Annotated in this window: 12 protein-coding genes and 1 pseudogene; 8 read left to right on the forward strand and 5 right to left on the reverse strand. The window is 62.3% G+C overall.

The features are described 5' to 3' along the window. The first annotated feature begins 24 nt into the window (after positions 1-24). Positions 25-747: a class I SAM-dependent methyltransferase gene (locus ACPDZI_RS07335; RefSeq protein ID WP_336989046.1), complete on the forward strand. Its 723-nt coding sequence runs from the start codon at positions 25-27 to the stop codon at positions 745-747. Positions 748-802: 55 nt separating this feature from the next. Here ACPDZI_RS07335 and rnhA read toward each other — a convergent pair whose 3' ends face one another. Further along, positions 803-1267 (reverse strand): ribonuclease HI, encoded by a 465-nt coding sequence (rnhA, locus tag ACPDZI_RS07340; RefSeq protein ID WP_187267594.1) that lies wholly within the window; start codon positions 1265-1267, stop codon positions 803-805. Positions 1268-1319: 52 nt separating this feature from the next. Here rnhA and dnaQ point away from each other — a divergent pair, with 52 nt between their 5' ends. After that, positions 1320-2054, forward strand: a complete 735-nt coding sequence (gene dnaQ, locus ACPDZI_RS07345; RefSeq protein WP_011705465.1) for a DNA polymerase III subunit epsilon — start codon at positions 1320-1322, stop codon at positions 2052-2054. After that, positions 2051-3316, forward strand: coding sequence for a TIGR03503 family protein (locus tag ACPDZI_RS07350; RefSeq protein WP_438834269.1), 1266 nt, complete (start codon positions 2051-2053; stop codon positions 3314-3316). Before dnaQ ends, ACPDZI_RS07350 begins: the two co-directional genes overlap by 4 nt. A gap of 63 nt (positions 3317-3379) precedes the next feature. Here ACPDZI_RS07350 and ppx read toward each other — a convergent pair whose 3' ends face one another. The 3 genes from ppx to ACPDZI_RS07365 form a co-directional block, all read right to left on the reverse strand. Beyond that, positions 3380-4870 (reverse strand): exopolyphosphatase, encoded by a 1491-nt coding sequence (gene ppx / locus ACPDZI_RS07355; protein ID WP_438834270.1) that lies wholly within the window; start codon positions 4868-4870, stop codon positions 3380-3382. Continuing rightward, positions 4860-6929, reverse strand: a complete 2070-nt coding sequence (ppk1, locus tag ACPDZI_RS07360) for a polyphosphate kinase 1 (RefSeq protein WP_076361344.1) — start codon at positions 6927-6929, stop codon at positions 4860-4862. The genes ppx and ppk1 overlap by 11 nt, the downstream gene beginning before the upstream one ends. 74 nt (positions 6930-7003) lie before the next feature. After that, positions 7004-7516, reverse strand: coding sequence for a glycine cleavage system protein R (locus ACPDZI_RS07365; protein WP_016351315.1), 513 nt, complete (start codon positions 7514-7516; stop codon positions 7004-7006). A gap of 211 nt (positions 7517-7727) precedes the next feature. On the opposite strand from ACPDZI_RS07365, the gene ACPDZI_RS07370 reads away from it, so the two are divergent. The 5 genes and pseudogenes from ACPDZI_RS07370 to ACPDZI_RS07390 all read left to right on the forward strand — a co-directional run bounded on the left by ACPDZI_RS07370 (position 7728) and on the right by ACPDZI_RS07390 (position 13751). Further along, on the forward strand, positions 7728-8597 hold the full coding sequence (locus ACPDZI_RS07370; RefSeq protein ID WP_029299824.1) for a DUF2726 domain-containing protein: 870 nt from the start codon (positions 7728-7730) through the stop codon (positions 8595-8597). A gap of 279 nt (positions 8598-8876) precedes the next feature. Further along, the gene (locus ACPDZI_RS07375) at positions 8877-10298 is read left to right on the forward strand and encodes a sigma-54 dependent transcriptional regulator (RefSeq protein WP_029303977.1); all 1422 of its coding nucleotides are present in this window, start codon (positions 8877-8879) and stop codon (positions 10296-10298) included. Between the two features lie 106 nt (positions 10299-10404). After that, a complete protein-coding gene (locus ACPDZI_RS07380) occupies positions 10405-11439 on the forward strand; it encodes a sensor histidine kinase (RefSeq protein WP_024944839.1) in 1035 nt (344 codons plus the stop codon). A gap of 61 nt (positions 11440-11500) precedes the next feature. Continuing rightward, a pseudogene (locus ACPDZI_RS07385) lies at positions 11501-12843 on the forward strand (sigma-54-dependent transcriptional regulator). 146 nt (positions 12844-12989) lie between these two features. Continuing rightward, complete coding sequence (locus ACPDZI_RS07390) at positions 12990-13751, forward strand: Nif3-like dinuclear metal center hexameric protein (protein ID WP_016351311.1); 762 nt, start codon at positions 12990-12992, stop codon at positions 13749-13751. Between the two features lie 111 nt (positions 13752-13862). Here the strand turns inward: ACPDZI_RS07390 and purN are convergent, their stop codons facing one another. Next, entirely contained in the window at positions 13863-14501 is a 639-nt protein-coding gene (purN, locus tag ACPDZI_RS07395) for a phosphoribosylglycinamide formyltransferase (RefSeq protein WP_438834271.1), read from the reverse strand. Positions 14502-14520: the final 19 nt, after the last annotated feature.

Genomic DNA, 14520 nt, shown 5'->3' on the forward strand with positions numbered 1-14520 from the left:
TCGAACCCCAAGTTGAGCCCTATTATGCAGGTGGCACGTACCGAACAACAAATCGAGATCCCGACCAGCTGGTCGGCACTGCCCATGGGGGACTGGGTAGCGGCCGAGATCCAGGAGCGGCTCGACAGCTGGTGTCCACATCTGTTTGGTTATCATCTGCTTAAAGTCGGGGCGCTGAGCGCCGAACTCTCCTGCGGCTGCTCTTCCATTCGCCACCAGATAGGGGTTGCCCCCAGCGGCAGATTGCTGGATCTCAAGGGTGATCCACTGGCCCTGCCGGTGCGCACCGGCAGCGTGGATGCCTGCCTGCTGGCCCACTGTCTCGACTTTTCGCCAGACCCCCACCAGGTGCTGCGCGAGGCGGAGCGAGTACTGACCGACGATGGCTGGCTCATCGTCAGCGGCTACAATCCGCTCAGCCTGGTCGGCATCGGCCACTGCCTGCCTTTCCTGCGCCAACATCTGCCCTGGTCGGCCCGCATGTTCACTCCGGCGCGGGTCACCGACTGGCTGCAGCTGCTCGGGTGTGAAGTGATGTTTGACGAGCGCTTTGGCTACTCGTTCATGGGCAAGCAGAGCCGGATCGGCTGGTGGCGGGAGAGTGTGGGGCGAGATTATTGCAGGCCGTTTGCGTCCGTCTACGTGATAGCGGCGCGCAAGCGGCGCTTTCCGCTGACGCCGGTGCGCCGCCGCTGGCGCTTGCCCGAGTCGATAGTGACGCCGGGCATGGCGCGCCAGGGCTGGTAGTCAGTCTCAGGCGCTCTGGTTGGCGAGTGACCCTGATGGGTGAGGCTGACTTGGATCAGGGTTGGTAGCCGGTATCCTCGGCCAGCTGCTTGCCGCTGGCGGCCTCGCGGGCCAGCTCGTCACAGCGTTCGTTTTCCGGATGACCGGAGTGCCCCTTGACCCAGAGCCATTCGATCTGATGGCGCGTCACTTCCGCATCCAATGCCTGCCAGAGATCGACGTTCTTGACCGGCTGGCGGCTGGCAGTCACCCACCCTTTCTTCTTCCAGCCGATGATCCACTGGGTGATCCCCTGGCGCACATACTGGCTGTCGGTGGTGAGTCTGACCTGGCAGGGCTCGTTCAGGGTGCGCAGCCCCATGATGGCGGCCATCAGCTCCATCCGGTTGTTGGTGGTGAGGCGAAAACCGGCGGCGAGCTCCTTGCGGTGCTTGCCATAGACCATGACGGCACCATAGCCGCCAGGGCCCGGGTTGCCGAGACAGGAACCATCCGTATACAAATCGATCTTTTTTAGCATGAGTCTTGGGGTAAACTAGCGGGTAAAGCCGAAGTTTGACATAGATTGGATCATGAACACACCCCAACTGAATCGCCAGATCATTCTGGATACTGAAACCACAGGTATGAACACCGCCGGTGGCCCCGTCTATCTGGGACACCGCATCATCGAGATCGGCTGTGTGGAGGTGATCAACCGCAAGCTGACCGGTAACCACTTCCACGTCTACATCAAGCCGGATCGGCTGGTGGACCCCGAGGCCATCCAGGTGCACGGCATCACCGACGAGTTCCTGCGTGACAAGCCGTCGTTCAGCCAGATCGCCGACGAGTTCATCGAGTTCATCCGCGGTGCCGAGCTGATTGCCCACAACGCGCCGTTTGACGTGAGCTTCATGGACTATGAGTTCGGCAAGCTCGGCCTCAATTTCAAGACTGCCGACATCTGCGGCATCACGGATACCTTGGCGATGGCGCGGGACCTGTTTCCGGGCAAGCGCAACAACCTCGATGTGCTGTGCGATCGCTACGGCATCGACAACTCGCACCGTACCCTGCACGGGGCTTTGCTCGATGCGGAGATCCTGGCGGACGTCTACCTGCTGATGACGGGTGGCCAGACCAAGTTGAATCTGGCTACTGAGAGCAGTGAGAATGAGAGCAATCAGGATACCAGCATCCGCCGGCTGGAGAGCAATCGCCCACCGCTCAAGGTGATCCGTGCCAGCGCCGAGATTGAGGCGGTGCACGAAGCGCGGCTGGATCTGGTGCAGAAAAAGGGAGGAGCCTGCCTGTGGCGGCAATGAGCAAGCTATGGAGTGGCCTGCTGTTATTGGCCTCGCTGACGGCCTCGGCCAACGAGGTGTTTGCCCCCTCCGACATTCCCCTGCTCGACAATCGCTTTCGCATCGATTACGGCGTGAAAGAGATCACCTTCATCGTGACGCGCAAGCCGGGTACCCCGTCGGTGATCCTGGTGCGTCCGGACGGCAGCAAGCTCTATGTGGGCAAGGTGACGCCCCCCGATGTGGGCTGGCTGGCGCTCAAGGATCAGGATCTCATCACCATTCGTGATCCTATGCCGGGCCCCTGGCAGGCCATCGGCGAGGTGGACCCGGATAACCGGGTGCGCCTGCTGTCGAACATCAGGCTGGAAACCGAGCAACTGCCGACCCAGCTCTATCAGGGGGAAAGGGTCAAGCTCAAGTCTTGGCTGCTGATCGACGATGCACCACCCAAGGCGGGTTATTACCTGACCGACCTTGGCATGACGGTGCGATTGCAGCGTTTCAACGACGCCAAGCAGGAGGGTGAGCCCATCGTTGACGAAGTGCTCGGCCACTATCGTGACGATGGCAAGGGGCTCGACGAGGTGCCGGGTGACGGCATCATGACCGCCGAGGCGGTGCTGGATGTGGCTGCGGGAAAATACCGGGCCATGTACAGCACGGGCAATCAGGTGTTCTCCCGCGCTCGCTACCAGGATGTGCTGATCTACCCGTTGCCGGTCAGCTATACCCTGGCGCCTCCCTCGCAGGAGTTTGGCGCCAAACTCTCCTTCCTGATCGATGCCGATGAGCTGGATCCGGCCTCCGTGGTCATTGAGGGCAAGGCGACAAACACGGTGGGAGCCAGCATGGCGTTCAATGCGGTGGCGACCGAACCCCGGGTGGAAGTGGATCTCTCCGCCATCAAGGAGGTTGGCCAGTATGAGGTGACTGCCACCCTGTTTGGCACCACCCGGCTGGGCCGCGAGATCCAAGTCACGCTGCCGGTGAAATCGTTCAATATCTTCCCGGTGCTGGCGGTTGAGCCATCGGCGGCCTCTGCTGCTTCTGAAACCTCGGCTGCAGTGCCCAATCAGGTAAAATTCGAGGAAGAACAGAGCAGCGGCTGGCTGATCTGGTTGCTGGGTGGGGTCGGCATCCTGCTGGTCTTGCTGGGCGGTGTCGGTTTCATCTTGCTGCAAAAGCGGCGAGCACTGAAAAAAGCGATGGCGGCGCAGAAGGCCGAGAACGAAAGCGCCAAGCCGGAAGCCAAATTGGATCTGAACCTGCCGGAACAATAACCGGGTAACCGCATGAAAAAGCCGCCTGTGGAGGCGGCTTTTTTATTTCTGGGTAACTAAGAGTCAGCCGAGCTGGAACAGCAGTGGCCAGCCCTGTTCCTGACAGTAGCGGTGCTCCTTCTCCAGATTCTGCATCAGCAACTTGTTCTCGTCGCACCAGTCCAGTGGCAGAGTGACCACCAGCTGATCGCCAGCGGCCTGCACATGCCAATCGGGCAGCAGGTTGTCCTGGCGCCTGTGGTGGGCGGCAACCGCGAGGCGCAGGATGCGGATGCAGCGCAGCACCGTCTGTTCGTCGTGGTTGGGCAGAGAAGGGAGCTCGGAGAGCTTGAGCCCCTTGCGGTGAAAGCGCACCAGCGCGGCCAGCAGGGCCTGATCGTCCTGGTTGAAGCCGGGCAGGTCGGTGTGCTGCAGGATATAAGCGGAGTGGCGGTGAATGCCGCTGTAGTTGATGGCAAGGCCGATCTCGTGCAGTCGCGCCGCCCAGCCGAGGATGGCGCGATAGGGCTCCTCCGGCATCTCCCAGGGGCCGCTGAGCAGATCGAACAGGGTCAGCACGCTCTGTTCGACCCGGCCAGCTTGACGCTTGTCGATGCGATAGTGGGTGGAGAGCGCCAGGGCAGTGCGCTCGCGGATGTCGTGATGCTGCAGGCGCTCCTCGAACTCGTACAGCAGCCCCTCACGCAGGGCGCCATCGGAATAGTCCATCCGCTCGATGGGCAGGGAGGTGAAGAGCCCGAGCAGGATGGCCACCGCGGCGGCAAACACCTCCTGACGCTCCTCGGTGAGGCCGGCCAGCTTGAGATCGCTGACTCGCTTGTGCCTGATCATCTCCTGCTTGAGCCGCTCCAGCCCGGCCAGGGTGATGGCGCCATCGGTCCACTCTTCCCCCTGCAACACATCGCGCACGGTGCGAATGGAGCCGGAGCTGCCGAGACAGCTCTGCCATCCCAGCTTGCGGTACTGGTTGATGATGGGGGCGAGCTGGTGCTGGGCTTCCAGCACGGCATTGTTGAAGGCTTTTTCGCTCAGCTTGCCGTTGGCAAAGAAGCTCTGGGTGAAGCTGACGCACCCCATCTTGCGGCTGGTGAGCGCCTTGTGATCGAAGCCCTCGCCGATGATGAGCTCGGTGCTGCCGCCGCCAATGTCCACCACCAGTACCTGGCCTTCGATGTGCTGGGTATGGGCGACCCCCTGATAGATGAGGCGCGCCTCTTCCTGGCCGCTGATGATCTCGATGGGGTGGTTGAGCACCTTGGCCGCCTCGCGCACGAAGTCGCGAGCGTTGCTGGCTCGGCGCAGGGTATAGGTGCCGGCGATGCGGATCTGATCCGGCTTGATGTTGGTCAGCCGCTCGGCAAACAGGGCGAGGCAATCGAGGCCCCGGGTCATGGCTTCGGCAGACATGCGGCGCTGGCCGTCCATCCCTTCTGCCAGCCGGACCCGCTCTTTTATCCGATCGACGATCTGCAGCCGTCCTTCGGTGAGGCGGGCGATGACCATGTGAAAGCTGTTCGAGCCGAGATCCACGGCGGCGTACAGGCTATTGTCCATTGTTTGACTCTATGCGTTTGAGGTAGTCGTAAATCGCGACCTGGGAACGGATCTTGCGGCGGTTGCCCCGCTTCACGTACTCGTTCTTCTGGTCGGCATCGATGACCCGCGCCTTGCAGGTGTCACTCAGTTGTAGCTCGAGAATGTCGAGGATGCGCTGCTTGAGCCGCTCGTCATAGATGGGGGTGCCCACCTCGATGCGGCCGTCGATGTTGCGGCTCATCCAGTCGGCGCTGGAGATATAGAGCTGGGGATTGCCCTTGTTGTGGAACACCATCACCCGCGGGTGCTCAAGGAAGCGGTCGATGATGCTGATCACCCTGATGTTGTCACTGAGGCCCGGCACGCCCGGACGCAGGGCACACATGCCGCGGATGATCATCTGGATGGGCACCCCGGCCTGACCGGCGGCATAGAGCCGGTTGATCAGATCCTTGTCCACCAGGTTGTTGATCTTGAGGGTGATGCCACTCGGCTGGCCCGCCTTGGCGTTGGCCAGTTCATTGTCGATGAGCCGGTAGAGCTGGCGGCGGCTGTTGATGGGGGAGACCAGCAGGTGGTTGAACTTGTAGCGCCGATAGGGGTATTCGATGTACTCGAACACCCCCTCCACCTCGGCGGTGATGTCTGGGTGACGGGTCAGCAGGGAGAAGTCGGTATAGATCTTCGCCGTCTTCTCGTTGAAGTTGCCGGTGCCGATGTGGGCGTAGCGCACCGCCTCACCCTGCTCGTGGCGGGTGATGAGGCAGAGCTTGGAGTGGATTTTGAGGCTCGGCACTCCGAACACCACCTTGACGCCGGCATCGGTCAGGATGTTGGCCCAGTCGATGTTGGCCGCCTCGTCGAAGCGGGCGCGCAGCTCTACCACCACGGTCACCTTCTTGCCGTTGTTGGCGGCGTCGATGAGAGAGTGGATGATGCGCGACTTCTTGGCTACCCGGTAGATATTGATGCGAATGGCGCTGACCGCCGGATCGAACGCCGCCTGACGCACCAGCTCGGTGAAGTGGTGAAACTTGTGGTACGGGTAGTAGAGCAGTATGTCCTGCTTGGTGATGGCGTCGAAGGCGTTGACGAAGCCGTCAAAATCACGGCAATCCAGCGCCGGCAGCTTGGGGTTTTCCAGATAGTCCCGGCCCACGTTGGGGAAGCCGATGAAATCCTTGAAATTGTGATAACGGCCGCCCGGCATGATGGCGTCGTAGGAGCTGATCTGCAGCTTGAGCTTCAGGAAGCTTATCATCGCAGCCGGCATCTCCCGCTCGTAGACGAAGCGCACCGGCATGGCGGTGAGACGCTGCTTCAAGCCGTCACTCATCTTGTCCACCAGGCTCAAGTCCAGCTGGTCGGAGAGATCGTATTCGGCATCCCGGGTCAGCTTGACCGCGTAGGCGGCTATCTCGTCGTAGTCGAAGAAGCCCTTGAAGATCTCGTCGAGACAGAAGCGGATGACGTTGTCGAGGATGATGATCTGCTTCTTGCGACGGGTCCCTTCCGGCGGCAGCTGGAAGAAGCGGGGCAGATCGTCGGTCGGTACCTCCACCAGCGCGTACTGGATCACCTGCCCGTTCTTCTTCATCTCTATGGCCAGATAGGTGTACTCGTCTTTCAGGAACTTGACCGGGTTGACCTCTTTGTTGAGCAGGATCGGGATGATGTGGCGCAGCACCTTCTCCTTGAAGAAGACCCGCAGCCACTGCTGGATGGACTCGGAGAGCTGGTACTCGTTGACCAGGAAGATGTTGTGGCGGGCTAGCGCGATCAACAGCTCCTTGTAGGTGTTGTCGAACGCCTCGCCGAGCGCCATCACCTTCTGCTGGATAGCGCGCAGCAGCACCTTGGCCTCGTCGTCGCCGCCGTGCACTTCGTTGATCAGGATGCGGCGCTTGACGTCCGACACCCGCACCTTGAAGAACTCATCCTGGTTGGAAGAGAAGATCCCCAGAAAACGGACCCGCTCGATGAGGGGCACCGTCTTGTCCATTGCCTCTTGCAACACCCGTTCATTGAATGAGAGCCAGCTCAGCTCTTTGTCTTCATACTGCTTGTCGGTGCTCATCTTGTGCCTCTGTTTCAGGTCGCGTCTGCGCGGCAGTTATGGCGTGGAAATATGACAGATTGATGACCATCCGCTCAGTCGATGATGGCTTGATCGATGTCGACCACCAGATCGTCCGACAGCGACTCCAGCGCGCTGATGAGATCCCCCAGTTCGAGTCGGGGCGGCAGCGCCACCAGGGCATGGGCGTAGAAGAGCGGGGCGCCGGAGTGGGGGGCCGGTTCGCAGCCGGTGGTGAGGTCGGCCACGTTGATGTTGAGCTGGCGCAGGATGCTGGCCACCTCGTGGACGATGCCGGCCCGGTCGTTGCCGGTGACGCTGACCATCACCTGCCGTTCCGGTTCCTGGCTGAGCTGACCTTCGGCGAAGCTGACGGTGAGACCGGGCAGCATCACCAGCGCCTCGCACAGGCTGCGGTAGTGTTCGTCAGGCACACTCACGTGCAGGATGCCGGCAAATTGTCCCGCCAGCTCGCTCATGGAGCTGGCCAGCCAGTTGCCCTGCTGGTGGGTGATGACGTCCGCCAGACTCTCGACGATACCGGGCTTGTCAGCGCCTATCACGGTCACGACCAATTGCTTTTGCATCCTGCTCTCCTTGGAAAATGGGTACTCCGTAGCATTGTGCCTGCTGTCACAGGCCATATGAAGCCCCGCCCACCGCAAATATGGCGAAAAAGCGCCGCCGGGAGGGGGTTAGCGCCATTTCTGCACTGCCTGCGCCCGCTGCACCGTGGTAGAGTGATGCCCCTGTTTTGTATTGTGAACCGGATAGCTCTTGTGAACGGGATGTGCGCGTATGAATAGCCTTGTCGTATCGGGATTGGTGTTGTTGGTGTTGCTGCTGCTGGCGATCTTCTGGAGCAGGGGCAAGAAGGGCAAGGCGCTGCCCTATGATCTGCAGGAGACCCTGTTCAGCCCCGCCGAGCGCTCCTTCCTCGGCGTGCTGGATCTGGCGGTCGGCGACCAGGCCCGGGTCTTTGCCAAGGTGCGGGTGGCCGATGTGCTGACGCCGGAGGCGGGCATGAGCAAGAGCAAGTGGCAGCAGGCGTTCAACAAGATCAGCGCCAAGCACGTGGACTATCTGCTCTGCCACCCCTCCGATCTCTCCTTCATCTGCGCCATCGAGCTCGATGACAGCTCCCATCGCCACCAGAAGCGCAAGGTGCGCGACAGTTTCCTCAAGGCCGCTTTTGACAGCGCCGGTCTGCCGCTGCTGCAGATCCCGGCAAGCAGCCATTATCAGGTCGAAGAGCTGCGCGAACAGATCCTGCCGCTGCTAAGCGGCCCCCGCCGTGCTCCGGATGAGGATCTGCTGCCAGGGGATCGCCGCGAGCCCACCTTCAGCCCCCTGCAGCTGGATCGGGTCGAGGTGGAAGAGCCTCGCCATGGCGGTCGTGCCCCGGCCGTGGCCCCCATCAAGGCGATCGTATCACCGCGCAGTGCACCGCTGCCGGCGGCCGACGCCGAGCTGGTGGACAATCTATTTGCCGAGGTGGAGGAGGAAGACGACGAGCATCCCCATCAGGTGCCGCACTGCCCGCGCTGTGATGCGCCGCTGGTGGAACGGGAAGCCAAGAAGGGCCCCCATGCCGGCCGGTTGTTCCTGGCCTGCAGCCGCTTCCCCGAGTGTCGCTACGCCGCACCCCATACTCACGCCCGCCATTGATCCTCACCGCCTGTTTGCGGCCTGTTATTGGCCGCAAACAGGCGCACCTGCTCGTGTTTCTGCCTCTCTTGCTTGCCCGCTGCCCGCCCACCATACCCAAAAAAAGAGGCGACAAAATTTATCTTGTTGCGCCGTTGGGTCGATAAACTTAGGTGAAATGCGACAAATTTTGACAATGCGTCGGAATTTTGGCACTTTGTGCATCCTGCATAAAGTGCGTGGTTTGACCACATAAGCACAATAAAACAATAAGTTACGTCGAAAATAAGAGGGATGGATATGATGGCAATGGGAGTGTTGATTGTTGACGCCGATGCGCAGCGGCGCCAGCAGTTGGGGACAGTTCTCTCGTTCATGGGGATCCCCTGGCAGGACGTTGCCGAGGGCGATCTGGATGTGGCCATCGAGTCATCCGGCCCGCTGCAGGGGGTGTTGACCGGTTCCCTCAACGGCCGCCCGCTGGGCGAGCTGCTGACCGGATTCCCCCGGGTGCCTTTCCTGTCGCTGGTGGAGGCCGACTTCCCCAACAGCAACTTCATCGGGGTGGCCGAGGCGCCTTTCACCTACGAATCCCTGACCCGCCATCTGCACTTTTGCCAGGCCTTCGTCTCCCTCCATCCTCGTCAACAGACCCACGACAAGGGGCAGGCGCTGCTGCGCCTGCTGGTGGGCAAGGGCAAGGGGATCCAGGAGGTGCGTCGGCTCATCAGCCAGGTGGCTGAGACCGATGCCAACGTGCTGATCCTCGGCGAATCGGGTACCGGCAAGGAGGTGGTGGCCCGTGCCATTCATGAACTGTCCGGCCGAAGCCAGGGCCCCTTCGTGCCCATCAACTGCGGCGCCATTCCGGCTGAGCTGCTGGAAAGCGAACTGTTCGGCCATGAGAAGGGGGCCTTCACCGGTGCCATCGCGGCCCGGCGCGGCCGCTTCGAGCTGGCGCAGGGGGGCACCCTGTTTCTCGACGAGATCGGCGACATGCCGCTGCCGATGCAGGTCAAACTGCTGCGGGTGCTGCAGGAGCGGTTGTTTGATCGGGTTGGCGGCGGCAAGCCCATCCAGGCGGATGTGCGCATCATCGCGGCCACCCACCGGGATCTGGAGGCGATGATCCGTACCCAGGGTTTTCGCGAAGATCTCTACTATCGCCTCAACGTCTTCCCCATCGAGACCCCGCCGCTGCGGGAGCGGGCCGACGATATCCCGCTGCTGCTGCAGGAGTTGCTCAACCGCCATGCCGAGCTGCATCAGGGGATGATCCGCCTGACCCAGCGCGCCATGGAGTCCCTGATGCAGTACCCCTGGCCCGGCAACGTGCGCGAGCTCTCCAACCTGCTGGAGCGGCTGCTCATCCTCTACCCGCAGCAGATCGTCGACGTGGCTGACTTACCGAGCCGCTATCGGTTGCTGCCGTGCGAGCCGCGGGACGAGCGGCTGACCGAGATGGACGAGCGCGATGCGCTGGCCGCCGTGTTCCAGGATCCGCCCGAGCTGGATCTGCCCGCCAGCCACGCCCGCGCCATGCAGCTGCCTGAGGAGGGGGTCAACCTCAAGGAGATGCTGGCCGACCTGGAGGTGGAGCTGATCCGCCAGGCGCTGGAGTCCCAGGACGGGGTGGTGGCCCGCGCCGCCGACCTGCTCGGCATGCGCCGTACCACCCTGGTGGAGAAGATGAAAAAATACGGGATGAGCAAGGAAGCATAAGGGTCAAAGCCTTGACGCCTCGCTTCAAAGCTTTGATTTTATATGTGAATTTTAGTGGCATGGAAATTGAATAAGCTGACTTAGTCGCCAGTTTGAGGTCAGCTTTATGACAGCCCAGCCGCAGGATACCCCGCTCCAGTCTCACGAGGTGAGCCAGCTTTACGCCATCTTCACGGCGCTGCCTACCGGTGTCTTGCTGCTCGATGGCGAGGGCCGGATCACCCGCGCCAACCCGGCCGCCAAGGCGCTATTGGGAGAGCCGCTGGAAGGCCAGGCCTGGCGCCAGATCATCGACCGCTGTTTCCAGCCCCGCGAGGATGACGGCCACGAAATTTCCCTGCGCGATGGGCGCCGGGTCCAGCTGTCGACCCAGCCGCTGCCGGATCAGCCGGGCCAGCTGGTGTTCATCAACGATCTGACCGAAACCCGCCAGCTGCAAGATCGCATCAACCACATGAAGCGGTTGTCCGCCCTTGGCAACATGGCCGCCTCGCTGGCCCACCAAATCCGCACGCCGCTCTCCGCCGCCATGCTCTATGCCGCCAACCTGGCCAACCGCACCCTCAAACCTGAATCCCGCAGCCAGTTCCAGCAAAAGCTGATGGCGCGCCTGCAGGATCTTGAGAAACAGATCAGCGACATCCTGCTGTTTGCCCGCAACGGCGACAACCAGGTGGTGACCCCGACGTCGGTGCAGGGGTTGCTGGCCGAGGTGCAGGCCGGCGCCGAGGCATTTTGCAGCCAGCAGGGCTGTGAGCTGCACATGGAGGCACCGGAGCCCGATCTCTGCCTGCTGGCCAACAGCAGCGCACTGGCGGGGGCGGTCAACAACCTCATTGCCAATGCCCAGCAGGCCGGCGCCACGTCGCTTCTGGTGAGCGCGGTGCGCAGCGGCACCCGGGTGGAGCTGCGCATTCTCGACAACGGCAAGGGGATGCCCGCTCACCTGCTGAGCCAGATTTTCGAACCCTTCTTCACCACCCGCTCCCAGGGCACCGGCCTTGGGCTGGCGGTGGTGCAATCCGTGGTCCGTGCCCATCAGGGCGAGGTCAGCGTGGCCTCGGTACCCGGTGAGGGGACCTGTTTTACCCTGTCGTTCCCCCTGCACCAGCAAGCGGTGCAGCTGGGGGGTGTAGCATGAGCGTCAGGCTCGTGGAAATGAATATTGCAGCGGCCAGGTTGGCTGTGGTGGGAGGTGTAGCATGACTCAGGCCCGGATCCTGGTAGTGGAAGATGACAATGGCCTGCGCGAAGCGCTGGTGGACACCCTGTTGCTCGGCGGCTATGAGTGCCGCGAGGTGGACAGTGGGGAGCGGGCTTTGCTGGCCCTGTCACGCCAGAGCTTCGACATGGTGATCTCGGATATCCAGATGGGGGGCATGGATGGCCTGACCCTGCTGGCCAACATTCGTCAGCAATATCCCCAGGTGCCGGTGCTGTTGATGACCGCCTACGCCAACATCGACGGGGCTGTGCGCGCCATGCGCGAAGGCGCCATCGATTACCTGGCCAAGCCCTTCTCGCCCGAGGTGCTGCTCAACCAGGTCAGCCGTTATGTGCCGGCCCAGAAGGTGGAGAAGCGGGCCGTGGTTTACGGCGATCCCAAGACCGCCGAGCTGTTCCAGCTGGCGACCCGGGTGGCCAGAAGCGAGGCCACCGTGATGGTGACCGGTCCGAGCGGGACGGGCAAAGAGGTGCTGGCCCGCTACATCCACGATAATTCCAGCCGTGCCGAGCAGACCTTCGTCGCCATCAACTGCGCCGCCATTCCGGAGAACATGCTGGAGGCGACCCTGTTCGGCTATGAGAAGGGGGCCTTTACCGGCGCGGTACAGGGCTGCCCCGGCAAGTTCGAGCAGGCCCAGGGGGGACCCTGCTGCTCGACGAGATCACCGAGATGGATCTGGGGCTGCAAGCCAAGCTGCTGCGGGTATTGCAGGAGAAAGAGGTGGAGCGGCTTGGCAGTCGCAAGATGATCCCGCTCGACGTGCGGGTCATCGCCACCAGCAACCGGGATTTGAAGAAAGCGGTGCAGGACGGACTGTTTCGCGAGGATCTCTACTACCGCCTCAATGTCTTCCCGCTGCGCTGGACGGCGCTGTGGGAGCGTCCCGGCGACATACTGCCGCTGGCGGAGCACCTGCTGGCGCTGCATGCCGGTCAGCAGGGACTGCCGACGCCACAGCTGACCGAGCCCGCTCGCGAGCGGCTGCTGGCTCACCCCTGGCCCGGCAACGTGCGCGAGCTCGACAACGTGGTGCAGCGGGCCCTCATTCTGAGCCCGGATGGCCTCATCGGCTGTGAGCACCTGATCCTGGAAGAGGTGGAGGAAGAAGAGATCCGCCTTGTCGGCAGTGAGCGCAGCAGCGGCAGCGAACACCTGGGCAGCGAGCTCAAGCAGCAGGAGCACCAGATCATTCTCGACACCCTGCAGGATTGCAACGGCAGCCGCAAGGCGGTGGCCGACCGGCTCGGCATCAGCCCGCGCACCCTGCGCTACAAGCTGGCCCAGATGCGCGAGGCGGGGATCGACTTGCCGGCCTGATACCACTCGGGCCCGGCCATGGACCGCAGTGCGGGAGGCATCATGGTCTTGGCGGCCGGCCTCGATTATCATGGGGCCTCGGCGTTATGAGCCCGATTCCTGTCTGCATCGCAGCACAGGGGTCGGCGCCTTTATAAGGGACCCCTATGATCTCTCATCGAAAACTCGAAACCGTACTCAACCATCTGCTCGAACCGCATGCCATCAAGGATTACTGCCCCAATGGCCTGCAGGTGGAGGGGCGTGAGCGCATTCGCAAGGTGGTGACCGGTGTCACCGCCAGCCAAGCCCTGATCGATGCGGCCGTGGCCGCCGATGCTGACGCCATCCTGGTTCATCACGGCTACTTCTGGAGCGGTGAGCCGGCCCAGATCACCGGCATGAAACAGCGCCGCATCAAGACCCTCTTGACCCACGACATCAACTTGTTTGCCTACCACCTGCCGCTGGACGTGCATCCCGAGGTGGGCAACAACGCCCAGCTCGCCAAGCTGCTCGACATCAAGGTGCGTCGTGGCCTCGAGCCCTGGAACAGCAAGAGCGTCGCCATGGTGGGCAAGCTGGAAGAGCCCATGAGCGGCAGCGATTTTGCCAAGCTGATTGCCGAGCGGCTTGGCCGTGAACCGCTCCATTGCGGCGACAGTGGCCCCGAGCTTATCCGCTCGGTGGCTTGGTGCACCGGCGGCGGCCAGAGCTACATCAATCTGGCGGCGGAGCAGGGCATCGATGCCTTTATTTCCGGTGAAGCCTCCGAGCAGACCATCCACACCGCCCGCGAGATGGGGATGCACTTCTACGCCGCGGGTCACCACGCCACCGAGCGTTACGGCGTCAAGGCGCTGGGGGAGTGGCTGGCGACGGTGCACGGGCTGGATGTCACCTTTATCGATATCGACAATCCGGTGTAGGTTCGATTAGCCGCATAGCGGGGTCATCGGACGTGGCCGCAGGGCTGGTAGATAGAAATAACAAGGGAGGCCTGGGCCTCCCTTGTTGCATTTTAATACTGCGGTTAGCGGTTACTCGCTGGCATAGCCTGCCGGGCCAAGCTGCATGCCATCGAGCAAGGCAGACCCTGCTCGCATCTGCAAGCGGCCTTCACAGAACCACTGCACCACCAGCGGGTAGATGCTGTGCTCCTGCACCTGTACCCGGGCCGCCACCTCGCCGGCATCATCCTCTTCGAAGATGGGGACGCGCGCCTGCAGGATCACCGGGCCGCCGTCGAGCTCTTCGGTGACGAAGTGGACGCTGGCGCCATGCTCGTCGTCGCCGGCGTCGATGGCGCGCTGGTGGGTGTGCAGCCCCTGATATTTCGGCAGCAGAGAGGGGTGGATGTTGATCATCCGCCCGGCAAAGTGTCGCACCAGGTCAGCACTCAGGATCCGCATAAACCCGGCCAGTACCACCAGATCGGGCTGATAGTCCGCCATCAGCGCCAACAGAGTTGCGTCATACTCCTCCCGGCTGGCAAACTGCTGCTGGGCGAGGATGGCGGTGGCCACCCCCGCCTCTTTGGCACGCACCAGACCATAGGCATCGGCTTTGTTGCTGATGACGCCGACCACCTGACCGGCAATCTTGCCGCCAGCACAGCCGTCAAGGATGGTCTGCAGGTTGCTGCCGTTGCCGGAGATCAGCACTAATATGCGTTTCATGGGGGGGGTCATTTGGCTG

The sequence above is a fragment of the Aeromonas oralensis genome (assembly GCF_049665575.1).
GTDB lineage: Bacteria > Pseudomonadota > Gammaproteobacteria > Enterobacterales > Aeromonadaceae > Aeromonas > Aeromonas hydrophila.

Bases quoted from the DNA above. Each gene is read 5' to 3' on its own strand.
- ACPDZI_RS07335 (WP_336989046.1), top strand. From the start codon at position 25: ATGCAGGTGGCACGTACCGAACAACAAATCGAGATCCCGACCAGCTGG.
- rnhA (WP_187267594.1), bottom strand. From the start codon at position 1,267: ATGCTAAAAAAGATCGATTTGTATACGGATGGTTCCTGTCTCGGCAAC.
- dnaQ (WP_011705465.1), top strand. From the start codon at position 1,320: ATGAACACACCCCAACTGAATCGCCAGATCATTCTGGATACTGAAACC.
- ACPDZI_RS07350 (WP_438834269.1), top strand. From the start codon at position 2,051: ATGAGCAAGCTATGGAGTGGCCTGCTGTTATTGGCCTCGCTGACGGCC.
- ppx (WP_438834270.1), bottom strand. From the start codon at position 4,870: ATGGACAATAGCCTGTACGCCGCCGTGGATCTCGGCTCGAACAGCTTT.
- ppk1 (WP_076361344.1), bottom strand. From the start codon at position 6,929: ATGAGCACCGACAAGCAGTATGAAGACAAAGAGCTGAGCTGGCTCTCA.
- ACPDZI_RS07365 (WP_016351315.1), bottom strand. From the start codon at position 7,516: ATGCAAAAGCAATTGGTCGTGACCGTGATAGGCGCTGACAAGCCCGGT.
- ACPDZI_RS07370 (WP_029299824.1), top strand. From the start codon at position 7,728: ATGAATAGCCTTGTCGTATCGGGATTGGTGTTGTTGGTGTTGCTGCTG.
- ACPDZI_RS07375 (WP_029303977.1), top strand. From the start codon at position 8,877: ATGATGGCAATGGGAGTGTTGATTGTTGACGCCGATGCGCAGCGGCGC.
- ACPDZI_RS07380 (WP_024944839.1), top strand. From the start codon at position 10,405: ATGACAGCCCAGCCGCAGGATACCCCGCTCCAGTCTCACGAGGTGAGC.
- ACPDZI_RS07390 (WP_016351311.1), top strand. From the start codon at position 12,990: ATGATCTCTCATCGAAAACTCGAAACCGTACTCAACCATCTGCTCGAA.
- purN (WP_438834271.1), bottom strand. From the start codon at position 14,501: ATGAAACGCATATTAGTGCTGATCTCCGGCAACGGCAGCAACCTGCAG.